This window comes from Rhizobium aethiopicum, assembly GCF_014197535.1.
In the GTDB taxonomy this organism is placed as follows: domain Bacteria; phylum Pseudomonadota; class Alphaproteobacteria; order Rhizobiales; family Rhizobiaceae; genus Rhizobium; species Rhizobium aethiopicum_A.
In genome coordinates, this window is record NZ_JACIFV010000002.1 from 368,731 (window position 1) to 393,441 (window position 24,711).

The 24,711-nt window shown below is 62.7% G+C and carries 22 protein-coding genes; 10 read left to right on the plus strand and 12 right to left on the minus strand.

What is annotated here, in order from left to right; translation table 11 throughout:
* Window positions 1–23: 23 nt before the first annotated feature.
* Entirely contained in the window at window positions 24–1,034 is a 1,011-nt protein-coding gene (locus tag GGD53_RS04875; protein WP_184454086.1) for an extensin-like domain-containing protein, read from the minus strand.
* Window positions 1,035–1,464: 430 nt separating this feature from the next.
* Here GGD53_RS04875 and GGD53_RS04880 point away from each other — a divergent pair, with 430 nt between their 5' ends.
* The 5 genes from GGD53_RS04880 to queF all read left to right on the plus strand — a co-directional run bounded on the left by GGD53_RS04880 (window position 1,465) and on the right by queF (window position 6,407).
* On the plus strand, window positions 1,465–3,654 hold the full coding sequence (locus GGD53_RS04880) for an anthranilate synthase (protein ID WP_184454088.1): 2,190 nt from the start codon (window positions 1,465–1,467) through the stop codon (window positions 3,652–3,654).
* 238 nt (window positions 3,655–3,892) lie between these two features.
* Window positions 3,893–4,132, plus strand: a complete 240-nt coding sequence (locus GGD53_RS04885) for a hypothetical protein (RefSeq protein WP_003561395.1) — start codon at window positions 3,893–3,895, stop codon at window positions 4,130–4,132.
* 15 nt (window positions 4,133–4,147) lie between these two features.
* Window positions 4,148–4,828: a DUF2161 family putative PD-(D/E)XK-type phosphodiesterase gene (locus GGD53_RS04890; RefSeq protein ID WP_184454090.1), complete on the plus strand. Its 681-nt coding sequence runs from the start codon at window positions 4,148–4,150 to the stop codon at window positions 4,826–4,828.
* Between the two features lie 200 nt (window positions 4,829–5,028).
* On the plus strand, window positions 5,029–5,943 hold the full coding sequence (emfA, locus tag GGD53_RS04895; protein ID WP_184454092.1) for a CDF family cation efflux transporter EmfA: 915 nt from the start codon (window positions 5,029–5,031) through the stop codon (window positions 5,941–5,943).
* On the plus strand, window positions 5,943–6,407 hold the full coding sequence (gene queF, locus GGD53_RS04900; protein ID WP_064810998.1) for a preQ(1) synthase: 465 nt from the start codon (window positions 5,943–5,945) through the stop codon (window positions 6,405–6,407). Before emfA ends, queF begins: the two co-directional genes overlap by 1 nt.
* Window positions 6,408–6,544: 137 nt before the next feature.
* Here queF and GGD53_RS04905 read toward each other — a convergent pair whose 3' ends face one another.
* Entirely contained in the window at window positions 6,545–7,306 is a 762-nt protein-coding gene (locus tag GGD53_RS04905; RefSeq protein WP_184454094.1) for a DUF2076 domain-containing protein, read from the minus strand.
* 231 nt (window positions 7,307–7,537) lie between these two features.
* Between GGD53_RS04905 and GGD53_RS04910 the strand changes: the two genes are divergently transcribed.
* The 3 genes from GGD53_RS04910 (at window position 7,538) to leuA (ending at window position 11,565) form a co-directional block, all read left to right on the plus strand.
* On the plus strand, window positions 7,538–8,122 hold the full coding sequence (locus tag GGD53_RS04910) for an ATP-dependent Clp protease proteolytic subunit (RefSeq protein WP_011426306.1): 585 nt from the start codon (window positions 7,538–7,540) through the stop codon (window positions 8,120–8,122).
* A 151-nt stretch (window positions 8,123–8,273) separates the two neighbouring features.
* Window positions 8,274–9,503, plus strand: coding sequence for a benzoate/H(+) symporter BenE family transporter (locus GGD53_RS04915; protein ID WP_184454096.1), 1,230 nt, complete (start codon window positions 8,274–8,276; stop codon window positions 9,501–9,503).
* A 343-nt stretch (window positions 9,504–9,846) separates the two neighbouring features.
* A complete protein-coding gene (gene leuA / locus GGD53_RS04920; RefSeq protein WP_184454098.1) occupies window positions 9,847–11,565 on the plus strand; it encodes a 2-isopropylmalate synthase in 1,719 nt (572 codons plus the stop codon).
* A 229-nt stretch (window positions 11,566–11,794) separates the two neighbouring features.
* Here the strand turns inward: leuA and GGD53_RS04925 are convergent, their stop codons facing one another.
* The 4 genes from GGD53_RS04925 to GGD53_RS04940 form a co-directional block, all read right to left on the minus strand.
* Window positions 11,795–12,634, minus strand: a complete 840-nt coding sequence (locus GGD53_RS04925) for an anti-sigma factor family protein (RefSeq protein WP_184454100.1) — start codon at window positions 12,632–12,634, stop codon at window positions 11,795–11,797.
* Window position 12,635: 1 nt separating this feature from the next.
* The gene (locus tag GGD53_RS04930) at window positions 12,636–13,145 is read right to left on the minus strand and encodes an RNA polymerase sigma factor (RefSeq protein ID WP_184454102.1); all 510 of its coding nucleotides are present in this window, start codon (window positions 13,143–13,145) and stop codon (window positions 12,636–12,638) included.
* 185 nt (window positions 13,146–13,330) lie between these two features.
* Window positions 13,331–13,891 (minus strand): tetratricopeptide repeat protein, encoded by a 561-nt coding sequence (locus GGD53_RS04935; protein ID WP_184454104.1) that lies wholly within the window; start codon window positions 13,889–13,891, stop codon window positions 13,331–13,333.
* A gap of 158 nt (window positions 13,892–14,049) precedes the next feature.
* Window positions 14,050–14,958, minus strand: a complete 909-nt coding sequence (locus tag GGD53_RS04940; protein ID WP_184454332.1) for a metallophosphoesterase family protein — start codon at window positions 14,956–14,958, stop codon at window positions 14,050–14,052.
* 70 nt (window positions 14,959–15,028) lie between these two features.
* Between GGD53_RS04940 and GGD53_RS04945 the strand changes: the two genes are divergently transcribed.
* A complete protein-coding gene (locus GGD53_RS04945; protein WP_184454106.1) occupies window positions 15,029–15,508 on the plus strand; it encodes an NUDIX domain-containing protein in 480 nt (159 codons plus the stop codon).
* A gap of 33 nt (window positions 15,509–15,541) precedes the next feature.
* Here the strand turns inward: GGD53_RS04945 and GGD53_RS04950 are convergent, their stop codons facing one another.
* Window positions 15,542–16,552, minus strand: coding sequence for a glutathione S-transferase family protein (locus GGD53_RS04950; protein ID WP_184454108.1), 1,011 nt, complete (start codon window positions 16,550–16,552; stop codon window positions 15,542–15,544).
* Between the two features lie 178 nt (window positions 16,553–16,730).
* Between GGD53_RS04950 and GGD53_RS04955 the strand changes: the two genes are divergently transcribed.
* Window positions 16,731–17,333 (plus strand): GNAT family N-acetyltransferase, encoded by a 603-nt coding sequence (locus GGD53_RS04955; RefSeq protein ID WP_246717699.1) that lies wholly within the window; start codon window positions 16,731–16,733, stop codon window positions 17,331–17,333.
* On the opposite strand, the gene GGD53_RS04960 is transcribed toward GGD53_RS04955, so the two are convergent.
* From GGD53_RS04960 to GGD53_RS04980, 5 genes are read right to left on the minus strand one after another with little or no spacing between them, the layout of a single operon-like run.
* Window positions 17,334–17,750 carry a GNAT family N-acetyltransferase gene (locus tag GGD53_RS04960; RefSeq protein ID WP_184454110.1) on the minus strand — a complete coding sequence of 139 codons (417 nt, stop codon included), beginning with the start codon at window positions 17,748–17,750 and terminating at the stop codon, window positions 17,334–17,336.
* Window positions 17,751–17,754: 4 nt separating this feature from the next.
* Window positions 17,755–19,827, minus strand: coding sequence for a hypothetical protein (locus tag GGD53_RS04965; RefSeq protein WP_184454112.1), 2,073 nt, complete (start codon window positions 19,825–19,827; stop codon window positions 17,755–17,757).
* A 1-nt stretch (window position 19,828) separates the two neighbouring features.
* Window positions 19,829–22,642, minus strand: coding sequence for a DUF4159 domain-containing protein (locus tag GGD53_RS04970; RefSeq protein ID WP_184454114.1), 2,814 nt, complete (start codon window positions 22,640–22,642; stop codon window positions 19,829–19,831).
* Window positions 22,639–23,559: a DUF58 domain-containing protein gene (locus GGD53_RS04975; protein ID WP_184454115.1), complete on the minus strand. Its 921-nt coding sequence runs from the start codon at window positions 23,557–23,559 to the stop codon at window positions 22,639–22,641. The genes GGD53_RS04970 and GGD53_RS04975 overlap by 4 nt, the downstream gene beginning before the upstream one ends.
* A gap of 13 nt (window positions 23,560–23,572) precedes the next feature.
* Window positions 23,573–24,583: an AAA family ATPase gene (locus GGD53_RS04980; protein ID WP_184454117.1), complete on the minus strand. Its 1,011-nt coding sequence runs from the start codon at window positions 24,581–24,583 to the stop codon at window positions 23,573–23,575.
* Window positions 24,584–24,711 lie beyond the last annotated feature (128 nt).

Consider the following 24,711-nt stretch of genomic DNA (forward strand, 5'->3'; position numbering starts at 1 on the left):
ACGGGATTCTAGCCCTTCAACCGTCAATGACAATAACGATAGCCGCCCTTCCTTTCGATGACGTCGAGATGGAAATGGGTTTCGTGGGCCGCGTCGCTTTCGGGGTCGAGGACGGTGGTGAAATAGAGGCAGCCGGCGGCGCTGACGGCGCGTTGGAAGGCGCCGGTAAGTGTTGGATCCTCGCGGCGGGAGCGCACGGCGACGTCATCGCCCTTTTCGAAATGGAAGCTCGCAATATCGATGGCGTTGCCGCGGGCATGTTCGGAGATCCTGCCTGTTTCGGCGCTGTTGCGCAGGCGGCACATATATGCAGTAGCCTGGTTGACGGCGGTGATACGGCCCTGCTCAGGCAGGGCGGCGGAAGCGGCAGGGATGACGCTCTCCTTCATCCAGCGGGCAAGTGCGAGTGCCACCGGGCAGCGGATCGTTGCCTCCGGCTTGAGGGCGATACCGGGCAGAGCCTCGGAGACGATGATCGGTTTGTCGATGCCGCAGCCGTTGCCGTCATCGATGCGCGGCGTTTCCTTGAAGACCACACCCAACTCCTTGAGTGAGGTAGTGCATTCGGCATGCTCGGCGTCACTTTCGGATTCGATCGTCAGATGCTGCTCTTCAAGCGTCTGCTCGCCGAGCGGCTTTTCTTCCGGCGGAGTCTGTGGGCTTTCGAGCTGGCCCGGCGGAAGCGGCGGGCCCTGAATAGGTTCTGCAGGCTCAGGCTTTGCCGGTTCGGCTGGCGGAGCAGGCGACTGGGCCGGTGCTGATGTCTCCGGCTCCTTTACGTCAGGTTTCGGCTGAGGGGCAGGCACCCGTTCAGGCACGGAGGGTTCCACTTTTTCCGAGGACGGTGGGGTAGGACTGGTCGTCTGCCCGGCATCGGGCCGTGGCTCGGGCAATGGGCCGCGCGGGGGCAGGCGGGCGCCGGCAAGAAAGGCGGTAGCGGCAAGCAGGATCGCTAATGTCGAAAATTTTCTCAATCCATCCGGTTCCCAGTATTGGTGGCTAGAAGCAACGCATGAGAGCGATTTTCGTTGCAATTGTGCAACGTTTTTGAGGGTCGCCAAGGCTTGATGGATTTCCAAAATAATGCCGTGGCTTATGTTGACAACGCCAGGGTGCTTTCGAACCGCCAATGCCAATGGCGGCGGCGATGCCTTCGATTTCGACTAAGGTGTCGCTCACGAAGACCTTCTGACTGCCGGCGGCGACACACCTTCACGGCTGGGAGGGGCGGCTTTCGGGCCGCCCTTTTTCATTGCGCAATCGCCTCTTGCGCGGCGGCTGATCTCAGGCTAACAATTTTTCCATGATCACGTCCTTGAACATTGCTGTTTGGTGGTGGGCTCGCTGAGGCGGCCTCGACCAATCGTGTCCAATGACGACGACGAGTGAGCCGCCCGAAACTTCGAGGCGGCTTTTTTGTTTTATCGCCGCCTGTCGTCCGGGCCCCGATAATGGAGTGGAACAATGGTAACGATCCTGCGGGATGATGGTGCGGAAATCTACGAGACCAAGGGCGGCATATCCGTCACGAGGCAGCGGCGGGCGATCCCTTACGGCGATGCGGTCTCCTCCTATATCGACAAGCTCGACGAACGCCGCGGCGCTGTGTTCTCGTCGAATTACGAATATCCGGGCCGTTATACGCGCTGGGATACCGCCGTCGTCGATCCGCCGCTCGGCATCTCCTCCTTCGGCCGTGACGTCTGGATTGAGGCCTATAACGAGCGCGGCGAGGTGCTCCTCGGCTTCGTGAGGGAGCGGCTGAAGACGGTGTCCGACGTCGTGCTCGGCGCTTCCTCCGCCCGCCGCCTCGACCTCTCCGTCAAGGCGCCGGACCGGGTGTTCACCGAGGAAGAGCGCTCGAAGATGCCGACCGTCTTCACGGTGCTGCGCGCCGTCACCGACCTCTTCTATTCGCAGGCCGATGCGAGCCTCGGGCTCTACGGCGCCTTCGGCTACGACATTGCCTTCCAATTCGATGCGATCGATCTGAAGCTGACGCGGCCTTCCGACCAGCGCGACATGGTGCTCTACCTGCCGGACGAAATCCTCGTCGTCGACAACTATGCCGCCAAGGCCTGGATCGACCGCTATGATTTCGCGAAGGACGGCGTGACGACCGAAGGCAAGGCGGAAGATATCGCGCCCGAGCCTTTCAAGCAGACCGATGCCATTCCGCCGAAGAGCGACCACCGGCCGGGCGAATATGCCGAACTCGTCGTCAAAGCCAAGGAAAGCTTCCGCAAGGGTGATCTTTTCGAAGTTGTGCCGGGGCAGAAGTTCATGGAGCGCTGCGAAAGCAAGCCTTCCGATATTTCCAGACGGCTGAAGGCGATCAATCCGTCGCCCTATTCCTTCTTCATCAATCTCGGCAATCAGGAATATCTGGTCGGCGCCTCGCCCGAGATGTTCGTGCGGGTCTCCGGCCGCCGCATCGAGACCTGCCCGATCTCGGGCACAATCAAGCGCGGCGACGATCCGATCGCCGACAGCGAGCAGATCCTGAAGCTTTTGAATTCGAAGAAGGACGAATCCGAACTCACCATGTGCTCGGATGTCGACCGCAACGACAAGAGCCGCGTCTGCGAGCCGGGCTCGGTCAAGGTGATCGGCCGCCGGCAGATCGAGATGTATTCGCGCCTCATCCACACGGTCGACCACATCGAAGGGCGGCTGCGCGACGACATGGATGCCTTCGACGGCTTCCTCAGCCACGCCTGGGCCGTCACCGTCACCGGTGCGCCGAAGCTCTGGGCGATGCGCTTCATCGAGAGCCATGAAAAGAGCCCGCGTGCATGGTATGGTGGGGCGATCGGCATGGTCGGCTTCAACGGCGACATGAACACCGGCCTGACGCTGCGCACCGTGCGCATCAAGGATGGCATCGCCGAGGTGCGCGCCGGCGCGACGCTGCTCAACGATTCCATCCCAGAGGAAGAAGAAGCCGAAACCGAACTGAAGGCCTCCGCCATGCTTTCCGCCATCCGAGACGCCAAGATCGGCAATTCCGGCAAGATTCAGCGCGACGTCGCAAGCGTCGGCAAGGACGTCAGCATCCTGCTCGTCGACCATGAGGACAGCTTCGTCCATACGCTGGCCAATTATTTCCGCCAGACGGGAGCGACGGTTTCGACCGTGCGCACGCCAGTGCCGGAGGAGATCTTCGATCGGCTGAACCCCGATCTCGTCGTGCTGTCGCCCGGGCCGGGGACGCCCAAGGACTTCGACTGCAAAGCGACGATCAAGAAGGCGCGGGCGCGTAACCTGCCGATCTTCGGCGTCTGCCTCGGCCTGCAGGCGCTCGCCGAAGCCTATGGTGGGGAATTGCGCCATCTGGCGCTGCCGATGCACGGCAAGCCGTCGCGCATCCGCGTGCTGGAACCGGGCATCGTCTTCTCCGGCCTTTCGAAGGAAGTGACGGTCGGCCGCTATCACTCGATCTTTGCCGATCCCTCGACGCTGCCGCGTGAATTCATCATCACGGCTGAAAGCGAAGACGGCACGATCATGGGCATCGAGCACGCCAAGGAGCCGATCGCCGCGGTGCAGTTCCACCCGGAATCGATCATGACGCTTGGCGGCGACGCCGGCATGCGGATGATCGAGAACGTCGTGGCGCATCTGGCGCGCAAGGTGAAGACGAAGGCGGCTTGATCGCAATTCCGGTTCGCCCTTCCTGTTTGCGGGAAGGGCGGGAGCGGCGTCGAACGTGTCCTTCGAGGCTTCGCCCTGAGGTGCGTAGCCCGTAGGGCGAAGCCTCGAAGGCGGGGCGGGCATTCCGGACTGGATACAACAGTTACGCATGGTACAACACCGCAAAGATCTTTCGAGGCGGTTGACTTTGTCAGTCAAATCAGAACATTTCAGGAACGATCAACCGGGACCCATCACCGTGGCCAATGCTGAAAAGTTCATCGTGCTCCCTTACCGCAAGAACCGCGGCAATCTTGTGCCCGGCGAAATGCGCCAGGCATCGAATTCCGTCAGCGCCGAAAAGATCGCCTCGGCGATGGCTGAACGGTTTGTCGGCGTGGCGGCCTATGCCGTGATCGTCGACGAGGAAACCGGCGACATGTCTTCGCCGCGACTGCTCGCCCGATATGGCGAAATTGCCGATCTCAACGCTGCCTGAGGCGACGTTTTCACAGTGGAAACGTCGCTTTACCTGCCGGTCAAAACCTTCCTCGAAGCGGCCGGTTATGTCGTCAAGGGAGAGGTCGGCGGATGCGATCTCGTCGGCCTGAGCGATGGCGAGCCGCCGGTCGTGGTTGTCTGCGAACTGAAGCTCACCTTCAACCTCGAACTGCTTCTCCAGGCGGTGGATCGCGCGGCGATGAGCGATGAGGTCTGGATCGCGGCGCGCGTTTCGGCCAAGGGGCGCGGGCGAGAGACGGACAAGCGTTATCGCGACCTCTGCCGGCGGCTCGGCATCGGCATGCTCGGCGTCTCGGATGGCGGCGAGGTCAGCGTCATCGTCAGTTCCATCTCGCCGATGCCGCGCACCAATCCCAAGCGGCGCTCGTGCCTCGTCAAGGAGCATCGGCGCCGTCGCGGCGATCCTGCCGTTGGCGGCGGCTCGCGGGCGCCGATCATGACGGCCTATCGCCAGCAGGCGCTGCTCTGCGCGGCCGCGCTCGATCGGGGAATTGTGCGCCCGCGGGATATGAAGGCGCTTACGCCAAAGGCCGGTCCGATCCTGCGCGACAACGTCTATGGATGGTTCGAGCGCCAGGAGAAGGGCGTCTACGCCCTGACGTCGGCAGGCCACGCCGCTCTTCTGCGGTGGCCGCAATCTCTCCAGTCCGATCCCGCTCCCTCGGCGGTGTAGAGGATCGCGTATCGTGTGCCTGCGCCGCTTTCCCATCGGGACGCGGCCACAGCTGTGAAGGACGCGTCATTCTCTTTGACAAATCCTCCATCATCACCCATATCACCCTCAACTGGGCCGCCTGCGCGACATTCGCGTGGGCGGTTTTGCATTTCAATGGCTTGGACCCTGCAATTCATTCGCAACCGCAGGAGGACGATATGAACGACAACGGCGACCTTACGGTTCGGAAGCTGGCGATGTGGGGCATTCCGCTGTCGCTCGGCGTCATGGGACTGAAGATGGTGGCTTGGTGGGTCACCGGGTCGGTGGCGCTGTTGTCGGACGGGCTCGAATCGACGGTCAACGTCGTTGCCGCTTTCATCGCTTTTTTCGTCATCCGCTATGCGCAGAAGCCGGCCGATCACGACCACCCCTTCGGCCATCACAAGGCGGAATATCTCTCTGCCGTCACCGAGGGCGTACTGATCGTCGTCGCCGCGCTGCTGATCGTCAACGAGGCGGTCGGCTATCTCGCTGCGCCGCGCATGCTCGATGCACCGGTGCTCGGCCTTGCGCTCAATCTGGCGGCTGGCGTCATCAATGCGGTGTGGGCGCGGCTTTTGATCCGCGCCGGGCGCACACACCGCTCGGCGGCACTGGCGGCGGATGGGCAGCATATCATGTCGGATGTGGTGACATCCGTCGGCGTGCTCGCCGGGCTGCTGCTGGCGCTGGCGACGGGTTACGCGATTTTCGACCCGGTGCTTGCCATCCTCGTTGCCATCAACATTCTCTATCAAGGCTGGAAGGTGATTTCGCAATCGATCAGCGGCCTGATGGATCAGGCGGTCGAGCCGCAGGAGGAGGAAGCGATCAAGCAGGCGATCGCCACCCATGCGGCGGGTTCGATCGGCGTGCACGACCTGAAGACGAGGCGGGCGGGCGCCGTCACTTTCATCGATTTTCACATGGTGGTGCCCGGCACTATGTCCGTGCGGCAGGCGCATGATATATGCGATCGCCTTGAGGATGCCATCAGAGCGGTGCATGAGGGCGCCAAGATAGCCATTCATGTGGAGCCGGAGGGCGAAAAGGCCCATGGCATCCGCGTCAAAGTCGTCAAGGAGGCATGATGCCGAATACCGATGTTTCCAGCCTGTCGATGCTGGGTCAGCAAACCGAAACCGCGAAATCGCCGGAAGAGGCGGTGCTGGAAAAAGTGCCGTCCAATCATGCCGGCACCGACTATGTCGTGCGCTTCACCGCACCGGAATTCACCTCGCTCTGCCCGATGACGGGGCAGCCGGATTTCGCCCATATCGTCATCGACTACATCCCCGGCGAATGGCTGGTGGAATCGAAGTCGCTGAAACTCTTCCTGTTTTCCTTCCGCAATCACGGCGCCTTCCACGAGGATTGCTCGATTTACATCGCCAAGCGCATCGTCGAACTGCTCGACCCCAAATGGCTGAGGATCGGCGCTTACTGGTATCCGCGTGGCGGCATTCCGATCGACGTCTTCTGGCAGACGGGCAAGCCGCCGGAAGGTGTGTGGCTGCCGGAGCAGGGCGTCGCCACCTATCGTGGACGTGGGTGAGCCGCGGTGCCGCCAAAGGCGGCAGCAATCGATCCAGTGAATCGATTGCAGCGGCGAACGCCCTGAGCCAAAGCAAAGGGCTGGGCAACGGTGCGGCAACTGAATAGCAGCTGCCGCCCTTTTCTGCCTGTTAGAGTTCACACATCCGTAACGTCGCCGGACGAGTCATCGCTGTAATCGTCGCCATCGTCGTAATCGGCCTGCTGCAGGTTGTCGTCGTCATCGTGGCCGGCATTGTCCGAAGCCTGGCGGACGTCGTCATCGCCATAATAATTGTTGATGACGGTTGTTTCTTCGGTTGGCGCGGCCACATTGCCGAACGGGTTGGCGCCGAAGGGCGAGCCCCAACCGAGCGAAGACATATGGTTGCCGAAGATGCCGCTCAGCGAGTTGGCAAGCAGCATGCCGCCGGCAACGCCGGCTGCCGTGCCGAGCGCGCCGCGCAGGAAACTGCCGCCGGCAGACGGCGCATAGGCCTGCTGGCTCCAGGGGCCGGTGGGCTGCTGTTGCGCCTGGCGATCGTGGGCGCGCGGCTCGTCATAGGCGCGGGACGGCTGCCCCCAGGGGCCGGGGTTGGAGGGGACAGGCGCGGGCTGCTGTGTCTGGGTATTGCCGAAGATCGAGCTCAGGAAGCCGCCGCCCTGTTCGGCTTGGTGGTGCTCGCTGGCTCCGGCTTCAAACTGCCGGACGCGCTCCTCGAGTTCCTTGATGTGGTTGGCGGCCGCTTCCAATCCCTTTTCCTGCACGATGACGGCCTGGGCGAGATAATAAGTGGCGGACGGCTGCTCGCGCGTCGCCTGGTCGATCAGGGCTTCGGCCTCGCGGTCGCGCGGCTGGGCTTGCGCCGTGCGCACGCGGTCGAAGAGGGCGGTCAGCAATTGGCGTTCTTCCGGTGACATGTCCGGTCTCCTGTTGATCTCGTTTGGCGGTTGCCATGTGAGACGTGAGGTAGGAACCGATTCCGGCTTTTCAAAGCCTTCCACCGTTACATTTCAGTAAGGCTTGCGGAACGGTGCGCGGCTTCTTAAGGATATCTCCACCGCTTCGGTGCCTTGTGTTTTTCCCGCATTGTTTTAGGCATTGAGTCGCACTATGTGCGAGGAACCCGAATTCATCTCCGAGAGGTTCGAATGAACGACGAAGAACAGGACGACAAGACGAAGGAACTGCCGCTCGGCAAGGAAACGGAGGCGAATCTTTTCAAGTCGCGTTCGATCTTCATCTATGGACCGATCAACCAGGAACTGGCGCAGAAGGTCTGCTCGCAGCTCGTCGCACTTGCCGCGGCGAGCGACGAAGACATTCGCATCTATGTCAATTCGCCCGGCGGTCACGTCGAATCCGGCGATTCCATCCATGACATGGTCAAGTTCATCAAGCCGAAGGTCTGGATGATCGGCACCGGCTGGGTCGCTTCGGCCGGCGCGCTGATCTATGTCGCGGCTCCCAGGGAAAGGCGCCTGTGCCTGCCGAACACGCGCTTCCTGCTGCACCAACCGTCGGGCGGCACGCGCGGCATGGCATCCGACATCGAGATCCAGGCACGTGAGATCATCAAGATGAACGAGCGCCTGAACAAGATCATGGCGGAGGCCACCGGCCAGCCGCTCGAGAAGATCGCCAAGGACACGGATCGCGACTATTGGCTCTCGGCCGAAGAGGCGAAGGACTACGGCCTTGTCTCGCGCATCGTGACGTCGCAAGCCGACATCTGAGTTTTCTCGGCCGAAATCTTCGAAACGCCCTTGCCTGCCGACCGCAGGCAGGGGCGTTTTTGCTTTCGGACGGCGCTTGCGGTCATCGACCGGCAGAGCTGGGCGGAAAGCTCTCAATCTGGACTTGCGCGGGCGGCAACCATCATGCTCCATGCGCAATTCCCGCAGCTCAGAGTCCGCCATGCTCAAAGATTTTTCCGTCCAGGCCCTGTTCATGGGGCTGCTTACCGCTTTTGTCGGCTCCGCCAGCTCCTTCGCCGTCGTGCTGCACGGGCTGCAGGCGGTGGGCGCGACGGATGCGCAGGCCGCTTCGGGGCTGATGGCCTTGTCGATCTCCATGGGCGTCTGCGCGATCGTGCTCAGCGCCGTGACTCGATTGCCGATCAGCATCGCCTGGTCGACGCCGGGGGCGGCGCTGCTCGCAAGCACAGGCGCAATCGAGGGCGGCTTCAATGCGGCGGTCGGCGCATTCCTCGTCTGCGCCGTGCTGATCATCATTGCCGGGCTGTTTAAGCCGCTCGGCCGGGCTGTGGCCGCCATTCCCGCGCCGCTCGCCAATGCGATGCTATCAGGTGTGCTGATCGGTCTCTGCTTTGCGCCGGTGAAGGCGATCGGCTTCAATCCGCTGCTCGGTCTGCCGATCGTCATTTCCTGGATCGTCGTCGGCGCCTTCAAGCGGCTCTGGGCGGTGCCGGCCGCGCTCGCAGCCTTCGTGCTGGTGCTCGCCTTCGGCGTCGACATTCCCGAGGGCGCCTTCGCCTCGCTCGAACGATCGCTGGTGCCGGCTGCGGAATTCGTCCGGCCGGTGTTCAACCTCGCCGCCTTCATCTCGATCGCGCTGCCGCTTTTCATCGTCACCATGGCCTCGCAGAACATTCCCGGCATCGCCGTCCTAAAGGTCAATCACTACGATCCGAAGCCAGGTCCGCTCTTTGCCGTCACCGGCTTCTTTTCGTTGCTGTCGGCGCCTTTCGGCGGCCACGCCGTCAACCTGGCGGCCATCACCGCGGCCATGTGCGCCGGGCATGACGCCCATGCCGATCCCAAGCGGCGCTATTGGGCATCGCTGATCGCCGGCGTCGGTTATGTGATCCTCGGGTTGCTCGCCGGCGCGGTGACGGCCTTCGTCGCTTTGGCGCCGCCCATTCTGATCGAGGCGGTGGCGGGGCTGGCGCTCGTCGGGGCCTTCTCATCCTCGGCGATGTCGGCTTTCCAGGCGCAGGACTCGCGCGAAGCGGCTGCGATCACCTTCCTCGTCACCGCATCCGGCGTTTCCTTCGGCGGCATCTCAGGCGCCTTCTGGGGATTGATCGCCGGCGGGCTGATGCTGGCGCTGTCGCGGCTGGTGAAGATGTCGAAAGATCGCGCTCGGCAGAAGTAACGGAGAGCCGGCGGACCGCGAGGGCTTGCCAGCTTCACCGCCCAAGGTTATAAGCGCGGCCATGAAGACCTCTGGCGCTAAGATTTCCGATACGATTGCACGCGGCCGCATCGCCCTGCGTGACGTCTCGAGCGCCGTGACCTCGCTTCTTCTCCTCGGCCTTACGCGCGGTTGCCGGGTCCGTTGAGGAGCGCCCGGCGGCCGAAAGCCCGCCCGGCATCGCTCCTCGCGATTCACTTTCAAAATTGACCGAACGACCGACGAAGGTCCGCATTTGTTTATCGCCAAGTCCGACGCGATCGGCTATGAGGCGGGGCAAATGCCGGGACGAGGAGAGAAGACAATGGACAATACCAACAGCCGATCCTCCGCGAAGGGCATGCCCGATGCCGCGATGAAATACCGGCCCTATCCGCAGGTGAATATTCCCGACCGCACCTGGCCGACCAGGACCATCACCAAGGCGCCTGTGTGGTGCTCGGTCGATCTGCGCGACGGCAACCAGGCGCTGGTCGACCCGATGGGCCACGATCGCAAGGCCCGGATGTTCCATCTGCTGCTCGAGATGGGCTTCAAGGAAATCGAGATCGGTTTCCCCTCCGCCTCGCAGACGGATTTCGATTTCGCCCGCTGGTGCGTGGAAGAGGGCAACGTGCCCGCCGATGTCTCGCTGCAGGTGCTGGTACAGTGCCGCCCGGAGCTCATCACCCGCACCTTCGAAGCGCTGGAAGGCGCAAACCGGCCGATCGTGCATTTCTATAACTCGACCAGCGAGCTGCAGCGCCGCGTTGTTTTCGCCAAGGATGTGCAGGGCATCAAGCAGATCGCCGTCGACGCCGCCAAGATGATCACCGACATGGCCGCCAAGGCCGGCGGCGGCTATCGTTTCGAATATTCGCCCGAGAGCTTCACCGGCACCGAGCTGGAGGTGGCGCTGGAGATCTGCAACGCCGTCATCGAGGTGGTCAAGCCGACGCCGGACAACAAGCTCATCATCAACCTGCCGTCCACCGTCGAGATGGCGACGCCGAACGTCTATGCCGACCAGATCGAATGGATGTGCCGCAATCTCGACAATCGCGAGAACCTGATCGTCTCGCTGCATCCGCATAACGACCGTGGCACCGGCATCGCCGCCGCCGAGCTGGCCTTGCTGGCAGGCGCCGACCGGGTCGAAGGCACGCTGTTCGGCAATGGCGAGCGCACCGGCAATGTCGACGTCGTGACGATGGCGCTCAACATGTTCACGCAGGGCGTCGATCCCGGGATCGACTGCTCGAACATCGAGCGCATCAAGGAAGTGTTCGAATATTCGAACCAGATGGCGATTGCCGAGCGTCACCCTTATGTCGGCGAGCTGGTCTATACCGCATTCTCCGGCTCGCATCAGGATGCGATCAACAAGGGCATGAAGGCAGCACAGGTCGCCAACCACCCGGTTTGGGAAGTGCCGTACCTGCCGATCGATCCGCGTGACGTCGGCCGTTCCTACGAGGCCATCATCCGCATCAATTCACAATCGGGCAAGGGCGGCATCGCCTATATCCTGCAGCAGGATTACGGGCTCAACCTGCCGCGCAACCTGCAGGTCGAATTCCGCGAGGACATCCAGCGCATCACCGACGTCGAGGGCAAGGAGCTTCCCTCGAAGCGCATCTACGATCGCTTCATCGAGCGTTACGTGACGCAGCCGGAGGCGCGCCTCAAGTTCGTCGACCACCACACCTATCCCGACACCGAGCACAAGGGCCAGCGGATCGTAGCAGCTGAAATCACCGACAATGGCGAGATCAAGCGCATCGAAGGGCGCGGCAACGGCCCGATCGACGGCTTCATCAACGCACTGTCGCATTATCTCGGCATCGAGATGTCGGTCGAGGACTATTCCGAGCATTCGCTGCAGCACGGCTCGAATGCGGCGGCGATCTCCTATGTCGAGACCTCCTATCCCGGCGGCAAACTCTTCGGCGCCGGCATCAATACCAACATCGTCGCGGCATCGCTGGAGGCGATCGTCTCGGCTGCCAACCGGGTGCTCGAGGTGAAGGCCGGCAAGGCCTGATCGAATAGGTTCAGGCCGTGATCGTCTCGGTGCGGCGCGGCCTGACGATCGGGTTGACTTCGTTGCGTCTTCGCTGAGCGTACGCGAAAGCAATGAAAGGCGTGCCGTGCGGCTCATCCGACCTGCGGGCCACCTTCTCCCCAGCGGGGAAAGGTGCCGGCAGGCGGATGAGGGGGCGGCTGGCGCTGATCGTCAATTTTCCTATCGCGTCAAATCGTCGACTTGCCGATCAGATCGCGGTGGCGATCTTCATGGCGAGCTGGCCGAGGGTGGCTTCGGCGGAGGGGCCGGCGAGAACGTAGGAGGTGCCGGCATTGTGCCAGGTGACCAGTCCAATCTCGTCCTTGATCGTTTCCTTGAAGTCGTCGGTCTCAGGCGGCTGCGCGTCCTTCCGGAAGCAGATGGAGATGATGTCGCCGTCGCTGTTGGAATAGACGAGCTGACCGACGGGGCGATTGTCGCCGAGAATGACGCGGGCACCCTGGAAGGTCCAGGATTCGGTGCTGAGATCCGGCACACGGAAAGGCACGCCGATGGCGGTCGTCAGCCAGCTGGAGATTTCTTCGGCCTGTGAGGCCGGCACTTCGACGAGGTGACGGGGCTGACGGATCAGCAGGCGTTGATAGGCGGTGACGTCGCCGAGCCAGTCGTTGGTATTGGCGGGCGCCGTAGCGGTCGTGGTGGCGATCTCGTCGGCATCCGGGGTGGTGCCGGCAAAATAGCCGATGCCGCAACCGACGACGAAGAGGATAAGAGCGGCTGCCAGCGCCTGTGGGCCGCTGGGAGCCAGTTTCACCTGGGGGCGCATGGCGCGCTGAGTGATCGGAGTCTTTGGCGGCTGCGTGCTCTTGATCGAGCGGACGAGGGCGAGCGGCACCGGCTCCTTCAAGACATCGTCCAGGCGGCGGCGGCCGAAATCGGCGCCATGGCGCAGCTTTTCATGCAGACGACGCGCATTCTCGTCGCTAGCCAGGCGCTGTTCCAGTTCATGCCGCTGTTCGGGAGAGACCTCGCCGTCGAGAAGGGCGGTGAGCTGGGCTTCGAGCGGCAATTTCCTAAGATCGAGCAATTCAGTACCTGTGGATGGGGTGGGTGCCGGCAAGTCCGGCGAAATGCAGCCTTGCGGTGGCCAGCTGGGAGACGACGCTTGCCGTCGAAATGCCCATGATGTCGGCCGCTTGCTGATAGCTGTGACCTTCGACATCGACGAGCAGGAAGATCGAGGAAACACCGTCCGGCATTTCGGCGATCATGCGATGGATAGCGTCGGGATCGACCGAGGCCGAGCGTTCACGCGCAGCCTCTCTGATATCGGTGACGTTGCCGCGTGCCGACGCCTTCGGCTTCCGCTTGCGGCTGTCCTCCGTCCACTGCTGGCGGGCAAGCGTGTAGATCCAGCTTTCCAGTCGGCCCTCGCCATTCCACTGATGCCCCCTGGCAATGGCGCGCAGACAAACGGCTTGGACAAGTTCGTCGGCCACACCAGCTTCGCCCGCGAGCGTGATCGCGAAGCGGCGAAGGTGGGGCAGAAGGCCGACGAGATCACGCCGGAGGTCGATGGTCGTTGCGGGCTGACGCATTGTCTATCCAAGAAGCATTCACAATGGTTTCGCGGACGAAAGCTTCGCCATCGGACGCGAAACCGGCTTTGTCGGCACCGGAGATGCAGATGCTTTATGAAGCAAATCCACTGCACTTCGCAAGCATTCGGTCATCTTATCCCCTTTCCCAAGGGGTTTTCCCAATCTAGCCCGCAAAGCTTGCGTCAATATGTCTTGTAACCGTGCAAGCTTTGCAGCAGAGCGCGGTAGGCCCAGGTGTCTTCGCCGCCGCGGTCGCGAATTTCGACGAGCTGGACGCGCGCGCCCTGGATGTCTCCTTGTTCCACCAGTGCCATGCCCATGTAGGAGCGGGCGAGAATATAATTCTCATCCGCCTGCAATGCCTTGCGGTAATAGGACATGCCGAGCTCCATGCGACCGGCCTTGCGGTTGGCATAGCCGAGATAGTTCAGAATGCGGGGGTCGTTCTGATTAAGGGCAAGATTGAGCACGGCGATGGCATTCTCATACTGGCCGGCATAGGCGAATTCGCGGGCGAACTTATAGAGATCGTCGTCGTTGAAGCTGTTCTTCTTCGGGGTGACGCATTCCTTCTTGGCCTTGTCCCAGACCTTGCCGCCGGTGCAGGTCTTGGTCGTCTGCGTCTTCGGCGGCGGATTGGTGTCGTCGTTGCTGTCGCCGACCGCGAAGGCGGCGCTCGCCATGCCGAAGACAAAGCCGGCGGCAAGTGTTGTTCTGCACAGGCGGTGGAAGGGGGAAGTCATTGGCGGCTCCGTTCTGAGGCGATGCAGTCGGTTGGATTGTACGCTTACCGGTAAAAATACCAAGAGGGTAGGCCGCCTCCATGACAAATGTTGCGACGGTGGCGAAGCGCTTTCCGAGATTGATTCAAGTGCCGCATAAACAGAGTCCGAAGTCAGCGCTAAGGCGCGAAAATATCGATGCTTTCCGGCATCATCGCATCGCCTGTCCTGTTCAGGCTGAAGCGCTCGCCGGTGAGCTCCCAGGCGCCCGGAGAGCCATCGATGGAGAAGAGGTTGTAGGCCGCCGGCGGCTTTATGCTGCCCGGCCCCTGCGAGGCCGACGCGATGCCGACGACAGGCACCGGCTGCACCTGTCCGCGCAGCCAATGCAGCGTATTCAGATGCGTGTGGCCGTGCAGCACGAGCTCGGCGCCGCCGGTTGAGATCACGGCCGCGAAGCGACGGATGCCAATCATGCGTTTGTGGAAGGCGGTGGCGCCGCGGATCGGCGGATGATGGATCATGACCACGCGGAAGAGACCGGCTTCGCCGGCCGCGCGCAGCATGTTCACCGTGTCGCGGGCCTGGCGGGCGCTGAAAAAGCCGGAGGCGGCGAAGGGGGGCGTGGCGACGGCCGTGGAGCAGCCGACGATCGCAACTTTGTCGCGGACACGCAGATAGGGAAAGATACGGCGGTCTTCCTGCCATTGCGGCGAGGCGAGATCGCCGCGGACATAATCGTACCAGGCGCGCATGGATTTCTCATAGGCACCCGGCACATAAGCGTCGTGATTGCCGGGAACGACCGAGGTTTCGGCGGGATCGCCGAGCGCGCGCAGCCAGGCGGCGGCGGCGCGGATCTCGATGCCGCTCGCCAGGTTGACGAGGTCGCCGGTGACGGCCAAATGATCGGCCTGATGGGCGCGGATGTCATCGAGCAGCAGATCCAGGGTGCTGGCGAAAAGGTGCTTGCGTCGATTTCGATGCCAGTTCACAAAGCCGGTTATGCGTTTGGAAAACAGCTCTTGAATGGAAAGACGGGGCAGTGGTCCGAGGTGGACGTCGGAAATATGCGCGAGCTTGAACATGCTACGAGACATAGACCAGCTTATTGACAAATCAAACACATCCGGCGCGATGAAGAGCCGTAACGGAACGATGGTGGATAAAGAGAAGCGGCCCCCTCACATCCGGCTGGCCCTGCGCCTCCTGCATGTCTATTTCTCCTTCGCCCGCGGCATGACGATGGGCGTCAGGGCCGCCTGCTTCGATGCGGACGGCCGGATCTTTCTCGTGCGCCACAGCTATATCGGCGGCTGGCATATGCCCGGCGGCGGGCTGGAGCGCAACGAGACGGCGGAAGAAGCGCTGGTCAAGGAACTGCGCGAGGAGGGCAACCTCAGAATCATCGGAAAACCGCAGCTGGTCCAAGTCTATTTCAATACCACGACCACGCGGCGCGACCATGTCGTATTCTATCGCGTAACCGTCGAGCAGACGGCACCGCGGCCGCCGGATTGGGAGATTTCCGACAGCGGGTTCTTTTCGCTCGACAGCCTGCCCGAGGGCACGACCGAGGCGACGTATCGCCGCCTCGCCGAGCTTCGGGGCGAGCAGGAGCCCGACCACCGCTGGTGAGAAGCTTCAGGCTGCATTCAGCAATTTAAAGTTCTACAGCGTCCTTTGCGCGTCTAAAAAGACGCGCGGCGTTGTAGCGCGGCCATGCGGGCTGTCGAGATCGAGCGCCGGGCCGACCGGGACAATGCCGGTCGGATTGATCGTCTTGTGACTGCGGTAGTAGTGCTGCTTGATGTGCTGCAGGTTTACCGTCTCGGCAACGCCTGTCGTCTGATAGAGGTCCCTGAGATAGCCCGGCAGATTGCGATAATCGGCGATGCGGCGGATGTTGCACTTGAAGTGGCCGACATAGACCGGGTCGAAACGCACCAGTGTGGTGAAGAGGCGCCAATCGGCCTCGGTCAATCTGTCGCCGAAAAGGTAGCGGCCCTTGCCCAGGCGTTGGTCGAGAATGTCGAGTGTTTCGAACAGTTTGCCGACATTTTCCTCGTAAGCTTCTTGCGTTGTGGCGAAGCCCGCCTTGTAGACGCCGTTGTTGACGGTGTCGTAGACTGTGGCGTTCAGCGTGTCGATCTCGGCACGCAGATCCTCCGGATAGAAATCGGCCTTTGAACCCGTCAACCCGTCGAAGGCGCTGTTGAACATGCGGATGATCTCGGCCGACTCGTTATTGACGATCGTGCCGGTCTGGTTGTCCCAGAGGACGGGAACGGTGACACGGCCGGAATAGTGCGGATCCGCCTTGACGTAGATCTGCCAGAGCGTCCCAGCGCCAAAGAGATGATCGCCGGTAGCGCCGTCACCGATCTTGAACTCCCAGCCATTCTCGAGCATCAGCGGATCCACGACAGAAACCGAAATTAGCTCCTCCAGCTTCTTCAGCTTGCGGAAGATCAAGGTGCGATGAGCCCAAGGGCAGGCGAGAGAGACATAGAGATGATACCGCCCGGCCTCGGCCTTGAAGCCGCCGCTTCCGGAAGGCCCGGCCTCGCCGTCTGCCGTCACCCAGTTGCGAAATTGCGAGGGCTGCCGTTTGAATTGGCCCTTGCTCTCCTTCGTGTCGTACCAGACGTCATGCCAGACGCCGTCCACAAGCATTCCCATGATCTTCATTCCCTTGATTGGCGTGTTGGAATCGAAGTTAGCTGAGATAGTCGGGCTTTGCAGGCGGTAAAGATTGAACAGTGCGTCACGCTCCCACGCGAGCAGGATCGGGTGTGCATTTTGCGTTGGACGCCGGAAATTTTTCCTGCTATCGGCCTTTTCACGATTTGAGGAACGCTTGCCTGATGTTCATTTCCAGAAACCCGCGACGACGCTGATGCTCCCGAACGCCGAAGGCGTGTTCGAGACCCATCAATCTGTCCAACCGGTTTCTGTCATCATGTACAAGCACGATCTCGTCTATCTCACCGAAGACGCGTCCCACGACGCCGCCATCGAACACATCAATGAAGAAGCCTTCGGTCCGGGCCGCTTCGCGCGGGCGGCCGCGCGTATCCGCGAGCAGGGGCCGCATGACCTGTCGCTCTCCTTCATCTGCGCTGACGACGGCGAGACCATCGCCTCCGTGCGCATGACGCCGGTGCTGGCCGGCACGGTGAAGGGACATCTTCTTGGCCCGCTTGCCGTTCGACCCTCGCACAAAAATATAGGTATCGGCCGGGAACTGGTGCGGATCGCAGTGGAAGCTGCGCGGCACAAGGGTTCGGAAGCCGTTATCCTCGTCGGCGATCCGCCCTATTACGGTCCGCTCGGCTTTGAGAAGGTGGCCTATAACGCACTTGCCTTTCCAGGTCCCGTCGATCCCGGCCGGGTGCTGGTCGTTCCGATCGCCGAAGGCGTGCACGAGCGGCTGAAAGGCATAATCGCTTGGCGCGGATGATCAGAGATTTTTCCGGAGGAAGCTGCGGGTGCGGCCTTCCGGGAAATCCTCAAGCTCGCCGAAGATTTCATAACCCTGGCGCAGATAGGCGCGGAGAGCCTGCGGGTTGAAGGTATCGATCCAGGCGCCACGACATCCTCGCGCCTTGGCCTCGTCTTCCGCTTTTGCGAGGATCTTGCCGGCTATGCCCGTTCCGCGCAGCGTATCGGGAATATAAAGCATTTGGGTGAAGAGCCAGCCCCAGGCGGTAAAGCCCGACAGGCCGCCGGTCACCTTCCCGTCGGTGTCGCGGATGAGGACGGCCAGCGGCTGGCGGTCCGAAGGGCCGACATCGCTGTTATTGAAGGCCGAGAGCGCATCGGTGATTACCGCGAGTTCCACAGCCGAAGGCGATGCCGTGAGCTCGAATTCCGGCATGCGACTATCGCCCTTCGCGCCACCACATGGCGCCGAAAGCGAGCAGCAGGATGCCGACGCCGGCGAAGCCGGCAAAGAGCGGCAGCGTGTTGATTCCCTTCAGGACCGTTTCGTTGGTCATGCGAATCATCATACGCTCGTTATCGGAGACGCGGACCTGACCGCGCACCGGCAGGATCGGCGGAACGCTGATCGCGCCCTTTTCGCTGGCGACACGGGTCACGAGACCTTTGCTCCTGTCGACGACAGGCTTCAGCACGTCGGTGGTCGAGATCATCGCCTTGAATTCCGGCGCATCGACGGCGCCGATATGCACAAGCGTCGATAACTTGCCGTTACGGATTTCGAAGAGGCCGACCTCGTTCATGCGTTTCTCGGCCTTGTAGAGCCCGGGTTCTGTCTGGGTGAGCGGCAGGGTTTCGGTCTTGCCGGAGGGATAACGCACGGTGGCGTTACCAGGATTGTCGCCGATCGTCTGGCGCGTGACTTCAAGCGTTCGGCCGGAGGCGCGCGCCGTCAACGCTTCTTCCTCGAGCGCTGGTTCCTTCATCAGCCAATGAGCGATGCGGCGATACAGCGAGACATTTGGACCGCCGCCTTCGAAGCCGCGCGCCCAGAGCCAGCCCTGATCGGAGAGCAGCATGGCGACGCGGCCCTGGCCGGCGCGGTTCAGCACCAGCAGCGGATGGTTGTCGGCGCCAACCATGATCGTTTCGCCCTGCGGTCGTTCGACATCGACGCTGCGGAACCAGCGGCCCCAATGCGGCGGGTCCTCGCCGGAGCCGTCCAAGCCGCGCGTGACTGGATGCTTGCGCCCTTCCTCCGAGAGGCGAGGATAGAAGGCCTTTTCGATCATCCGGCCCGTCGGCTCTGCCGGCAGCACGGAGGCGAGCGGCGTCATCGCGATCGACTCTGGGCTCGCATGTTCCGGACCGGCGGCGATCAGCAGCGCGCCGCCGTTCTCCACGTACTGGGCGATGTTGTCATAGTAAAGCATCGGCAGCACGTTGGCGCGGTCCTGATAGCGGTCGAAGATGATCAGGTCGAAATCCTTGATCTTATCGATGAAGAGCTCACGCGTCGGGAAGGCGATCAGCGACAGCTCGTTGATCGGCGTGCCGTCCTGCTTTTCCGGCGGACGCAGAATGGTGAAGTGAACGAGATCGACCGAGGCGTCGGATTTCAGGAGGTTGCGCCAAGCGCGCTCGCCGGCATGCGGCTCGCCGGAGACGAGCAGGACGCGCAGATTCTGGCGAATGCCGTCAATGACGTGGACGGCGCGGTTGTTGGCGGTGGTGACTTCGCCGGGAAGCGCGGCGACGGAGAATTCGAGCACGTTGCTGCCGCCAGCCGGCACCTTGAAGGAGAAGGGCGTATCCTGACCGGGCGTTGCCTGCAAGGTAGCGATCTCGTCGCCGTTCAGCTTCACCGTGACGTCGGCCGTGCCGCCGGGGCTTGGACCATCGTCGAAGACGCGCAGGACGACCTGCTGCTCCTCGTTGACGATGCCGAAGCGCGGTCCCTTGATGACTTCGATCCGACGGTCGAATTCCTTGGGCTTGCCGGTGACGAGACCATGGATCGGCGCATCGAAGCCGAGCGCCTGATTAGCGGCCGGGACATCATGGACTTCGCCGTCGGTCAGCATGATGGCGCCGCCGATGCGGGCGGCCGGGACATCGGCGATGTTGGCTGCCAGCGCATCGAACAGGCGGGTGGACGGAACGTCGGAGTTGACGTCGCCTTCGACATCGACGAAGCGGGGTTCTATCTGGGGGAAGCGGGCAAGCTGCCCTTTCAATGCCGCAAGCGCGTCATCGGTCATCTTCGTGCGCTCGGGCGTCTGCTGGCTCTGGCTACGGTCGACGATGACGGGGACAATCGTCGATAGCTGATCTCGATCCTCCTGCAGCAGTACCGGATTGGCAAGGGCGGTCAGCAGGGCGAGGGCGGCCAGTGTCCTGATCCAGGCACCGCGAATGCCGCGCCAGATCGCAAAGGCGGCGATGAGAGCACTGACGACGGCCAGTGCGGCCAGAATCGGCCAGGGCAGGAAGGGTGAAAAATCGAAGGTCATCTCATTGCCCTAACCGTTCGAGGAGGTCGGGAACGTGAACCTGGTCGGTCTTGTAGTTGCCGGTCAGCATGTACATCATGATGTTGACGCCGGCCCGGTAGGCATATTCACGCTGTCCTTCATCCGAGGGCACAGTCGGCAGCATCGGCGTGCCGTTTTCGTCGACTGCCCAGGCGCCGGCGAAATCATTGCCGGTGATCAGGATCGGCGAAACCCCATCGGCCGTCGCCGCCGATTTTTCGGTCGTTTCGCGGCCACCTTGCCGGGCCTCGATCCAAAGCGGGCTGCCGGCATAGCGGCCGGGAAAGCTCGACAGGAGATAAAAGGATTTCGTCAGCACGTGATCTGAGGGTACCGGTTCGAGCGGCGGGATATCGAGATTGGCGAGGATTTCCTGCAGCCTCTGACCGTTGGAGCTAACATTGCCGCCATTGTCCAAAGCGCTTATCTGGTCGCGCGTATCGAAGAGCACGGTGCCGCCGTTGCGCATGTAGGCGTCGATGCGGCTGATCGCGGCCGATGACGGCATGGGCGCCGTTGCCGAAACCGGCCAATAGATGATCGGATAGAAGGTGAGTTCGTCCCTGGTGAGGTCAAGGCCGACGGGCGGCGCCGGCTCCAGCGTCGTGCGGAAGGTAAGGAACTGGGTCAAACCCTCAAGGCCGCGCTCGGATATATTGTCGACTTCCTGCTCGCCGGTGACGACATAGGCGAGATGCGTGTTGTCAAGCCTCTGCAGAATGAGGTCGTCATCGGGCCGGGAGTCGTTGGCTTGAAGTGCGCCGGGCTGCAGCAGGAAGCCTGCGCCGACTATGACTGCGATCACGCCCATGGTGCGAGCGGCCGGGCGCAATCGCGAGAAAGCGCCGTTCATGAAGAGGACGACCAGGCTGTCGGCGAGCAGCAGCAGAAAGGCGACCAGGAAAAGAGCCGGCTTTGCCGACCAGCTTTCGCCGCCGATCAAGCCTTCGCGCACGGCATTGGTTCCAGCGGTATCGAGCGGCTTCAGTTCGGCGTTCTCGGGCAGCACGTTCAATGAGGTGAAACCATCTTCCGAACCGTAGAGGCCGGGCGGATTGTCGAAATCCGCCGTCGGTTCGGCTCCGGCCCTGGGGATCAGAGGTCGCGCCGAGCCAGTCTCGGAGACGAGCACGCCCTTGGCCGTCAGCATGCGGTAGGGCGGAAGGGTCTCGGAGACACGCGCGCTGCTGCGCGCCTCGGACGTCACACCGCCTGAGCGCGATATCTGCAGGAGGTGACGCAGCATATCGACGAAAGTGCCCGAGATCGGCAGATCGGACCAGGTCGCTTCCGCGGTCACGTGGAAGAGGACGATCTGGCCGGATGCCAGCTGCTTCATCGTCACCAGCGGCGTGCCGTCGGCGAGGCTCGCCCAGGTGCGTTCGGCAAGGTCGGGTGTCGGCTCGGCGAGCACCTGCCGTTTGACGACTACATCGGCGGGACGCGGTATGCCCGCGAAGGGGCCGATGCTCGGAAATTCGGCCAGCGACTGCGGTTCGCTCCAGGACAAGGTTCCGCCCAGCGCCCGTTCTCCCTGGCGGAGGATGACGGGAATAAGCGGATCGTCGGCAGGTGCCGCCGCCATGCGCGGGCCGGCGAAACGCAGGAGCATGCCACCATTCGATATCCAGCGTGTCAGAGGTTCGTAGGTCTCCTCCGGCAGGCGGCCGATATCGGCCATGATGATGATCGAAGGGTTGCTGGCGAGAAGTTTCGGTATCGCGACCGCCAGATCGGAATCGCTGGGCTGGATGATGTCCGCATAGGGCTGCAGCGCCCGCTGGATATAGTAGAGCGGCGAGAGCAGCGGCTGGAATTCATCGGCTCCGGTACCGGACAGCAGGACGACGCGGCGGCGCTTGAATGCGTCGTCGAGAAGGTGGACCGCGCCCGCCGTCGCGCCGTTGTCGACGCTGATGCGGGCGAAATCGTTGCGCATCTCGAAGGGAGCGGTGATCGAACTCGTGGCGACGCTCTGGCCGGGACGGAAATCCACCCTGCCGTTGGCAATCGAGCGGCCCTGGGCATCGACGGCGTTCAGCGCAACAGATGCGGCGCGCGAACTATCGAGCCGCGTGACCTTGACGGTCATGGCATCGGCCGCATTGCTGGCCGCAGTGACGGCAACCGTCTTCGTGGCATCGCCCTCGATCAGGCGCAGATCAGCGGGCTGGAGCTCTGCGAGCCTGCGCACCGTCGGATCATCGGCTTTGGCGGCGGCGCCGTCGGTCAGGAAGGCGAGGGTGCCGGGCTTGACGCCGTTGAGCGCCGCGCGCAGCGCCTGGAAGGCGCGCTCGCGATCGGGGACCAGCGGCCGCGGCTCGGCAGCCCGCAGCTTGTCGCGGGCAATCGCTGCCGTGCCGGGCACGGCATCGTTTGTGGGATCGGCGGTGAAGGCGATCGCTACCGGCGTGCCGGCGGATTCGGCATCGTCCACCAGCGCGTCGGCGGTCTGGACGCGCTGCTCCCAATCGGGCGATGCCGCCCAGCCGTTGTCGACGAAGAGGACGAGCGGGCCGCCCGATGCCAGAGAATTGGTGCGCGGATTGAAGACCGGATCGGCAATCGCAAAGATGATGATGGCGGCGAGCAGCATGCGCAGAAGCGTCAGCCACCAGGGGCTTTGCGCCGGCGTTTCCTCGCGTTTCAGCACCGACGCAAGGATCTTCAGCGGTGGAAAGACCTCCGTTTTCGGACGGGGCGGTGTCAGCCGCAACAGCCACCAGATGACCGGCAAGGCGATCAGGGCGCCGAGAATGGCGGGATAGGCGAAAGCGAAGGGAAGGGCGTTCATAGCAGCCCCCCATGCGTTGCCTTGGCCGGCATGCCGGACAGGTACATGTGGACCGCAACCAACGCCTCCGAGGCAAGATGATCGGTGCGGTGGGTCGTAAAGGTCCAGCCGAGATGGCGCAGCGACTGGCCGAGGCTGTCCCTGCGGGCGAGGTAGGCGTTACGATAGGTATCGCGGATGTGTTCGGCGCGGCCGGAGATGAGCTTGGCGCCGGTCTCCGGATCGATGAATTCGGTGCGGCCGCTATAGGGAAAGATCTCTTCGGCGGGATCTGCTATCTCGACCACATGGCCGTGCAGGCCGCGGCGGGCAAGCGGGCCGAGCCGCTCCATGATAACAGGAGCGTCGTCGAGGAAATCGCCGATGAGCACGAGGTCGCTCCAGCCGCGGATCATTCCCGTTTCCGGCAGTCCGCCGGTCAGCGGCGCGTGCATGAGCGCCGATGCCAGGCGTTCGGCGGCGTTGCGGGTAGAGACGGGTTCCATGATGCCGGGGCAGCCGATGCGCTCGCCGGAGCGGGCGAGGATTTCCGCAAGCGCCAGCATCACGACCAGCGCCCGGCTTTCCTTGGAGACGCTACCGTAGCTCGACTTGTACATCATCGAGGGCGACATGTCGCACCAGAGCCAGATCGTGTGCGCCGCCTCCCATTCGCGCTCACGCACATAGGTGTGGTCGTCGCGGGCTGAGCGGCGCCAATCGATGCGCGACAGGCTCTCGCCCTCGGCATAGGGTCGGAACTGCCAGAAATTCTCGCCGATGCCGCGCTTGCGGCGGCCGTGCCAGCCGGCAATCACCGTATTGGCGATGCGCTTGGCCTCCACCAGGCAGTCCGGCATCAGCGAGGCCCGCTGCCTGGCGCGGGAAAGGGCATCGCTGCCTGACGTCGGGTTGACGGTCTGTCCGATAGATGCCACGCGTCCGGCTTCCTTATCCCTTTGCCTGCCTGACCAGTCCGGCGATGACGTCGCGCACCGACATGCCTTCGGCGCGGGCGGCGAAAGTCAGCGCCATGCGGTGCTGAAGAATCGGTTCGGCAAGCGCGAAGATATCATCGAGGGACGGGGCGAGGCGGCCCTCGTAGAGCGCGCGGGCGCGCGCGCAGAGCATCATCGCCTGGCCGGCGCGCGGGCCCGGACCCCAGGCGACGTTCTTGTCGGTCGAGGCATTCCCCTGGCCGGGGCGGGCGGATCGCACCAGCGAAAGGATGGCGTCGACGACCGTCTCGCTCACCGGCATCTGACGCACCAGCGTCTGGATTTCGATCAGCCGCTGCGCATCGATGATGGCTTCCGGCCGGGTTTCGCCAAGGCCTGTGGTCTCGAGCAGGATCTGTCGCTCGGCGGCGAGCTCGGGATAGTTGACGTCGACCTGCAGCAGGAAGCGATCGAGCTGGGCCTCGGGCAGGGGATAGGTGCCTTCCTGCTCCAGCGGATTCTGGGTGGCGAGCACGTGGAAGGGAGCCGGCAGGTCATAGCGCTGGCCGGCGATGGTGATGTGATATTCCTGCATCGCCTGCAGAAGTGCCGACTGTGTGCGCGGAGAGGCGCGGTTGATTTCGTCGGCCATCAGGAGCTGGGCGAAGACCGGGCCTTTGATGAAACGGAAGGAACGGCGGCCGCTGTCGTCCTGATCCATCACCTCGGAGCCGAGAATATCCGAAGGCATCAGGTCGGGTGTGAACTGGATGCGGTTGGCAGCAAGGCCCAGCACCTCGCCGAGCGTCGTCACCAGCCTGGTCTTGGCAAGGCCGGGGACGCCGACGAGCAGGGCATGACCGCCTGACAGCACAGCAAGAATGGTGTTCTCGACGACGCTTTCCTGACCGAAGATCACTTTCGAGACTTCCCCGCGGATGGCGGCGATATCGGAGAGCGCCCTTTCGGCGGCGGCGACGATCGCCTTTTCATCGAGGCTGGCTTCGGTCTTCATCATACCCACGGGCATCTCCAACGGCTGAAATCATTCGGCAGCGAATCGGCGGACTTATACATCTGCCTCATACTCGATAGAGTTATGGAGATGCGACGGGCTGACAAGTTCGTTACGAATGACTATCTCGTGACTTC

What these genes read in the sequence shown, in the direction of transcription:
- GGD53_RS04970 (WP_184454114.1), bottom strand. Translation starts at nt 22,642, where the DNA reads ATGAACGCCCTTCCCTTCGCTTTCGCCTATCCCGCCATTCTCGGCGCC.
- emfA (WP_184454092.1), top strand. Translation starts at nt 5,029, where the DNA reads ATGAACGACAACGGCGACCTTACGGTTCGGAAGCTGGCGATGTGGGGC.
- GGD53_RS04905 (WP_184454094.1), bottom strand. Translation starts at nt 7,306, where the DNA reads ATGTCACCGGAAGAACGCCAATTGCTGACCGCCCTCTTCGACCGCGTG.
- GGD53_RS04915 (WP_184454096.1), top strand. Translation starts at nt 8,274, where the DNA reads ATGCGCAATTCCCGCAGCTCAGAGTCCGCCATGCTCAAAGATTTTTCC.
- GGD53_RS04945 (WP_184454106.1), top strand. Translation starts at nt 15,029, where the DNA reads ATGGTGGATAAAGAGAAGCGGCCCCCTCACATCCGGCTGGCCCTGCGC.
- queF (WP_064810998.1), top strand. Translation starts at nt 5,943, where the DNA reads ATGCCGAATACCGATGTTTCCAGCCTGTCGATGCTGGGTCAGCAAACC.
- GGD53_RS04950 (WP_184454108.1), bottom strand. Translation starts at nt 16,552, where the DNA reads ATGGGAATGCTTGTGGACGGCGTCTGGCATGACGTCTGGTACGACACG.
- GGD53_RS04965 (WP_184454112.1), bottom strand. Translation starts at nt 19,827, where the DNA reads ATGACCTTCGATTTTTCACCCTTCCTGCCCTGGCCGATTCTGGCCGCA.
- GGD53_RS04935 (WP_184454104.1), bottom strand. Translation starts at nt 13,891, where the DNA reads ATGACTTCCCCCTTCCACCGCCTGTGCAGAACAACACTTGCCGCCGGC.
- GGD53_RS04880 (WP_184454088.1), top strand. Translation starts at nt 1,465, where the DNA reads ATGGTAACGATCCTGCGGGATGATGGTGCGGAAATCTACGAGACCAAG.
- GGD53_RS04940 (WP_184454332.1), bottom strand. Translation starts at nt 14,958, where the DNA reads ATGTTCAAGCTCGCGCATATTTCCGACGTCCACCTCGGACCACTGCCC.
- GGD53_RS04930 (WP_184454102.1), bottom strand. Translation starts at nt 13,145, where the DNA reads ATGCGTCAGCCCGCAACGACCATCGACCTCCGGCGTGATCTCGTCGGC.
- leuA (WP_184454098.1), top strand. Translation starts at nt 9,847, where the DNA reads ATGGACAATACCAACAGCCGATCCTCCGCGAAGGGCATGCCCGATGCC.
- GGD53_RS04910 (WP_011426306.1), top strand. Translation starts at nt 7,538, where the DNA reads ATGAACGACGAAGAACAGGACGACAAGACGAAGGAACTGCCGCTCGGC.
- GGD53_RS04960 (WP_184454110.1), bottom strand. Translation starts at nt 17,750, where the DNA reads ATGCCGGAATTCGAGCTCACGGCATCGCCTTCGGCTGTGGAACTCGCG.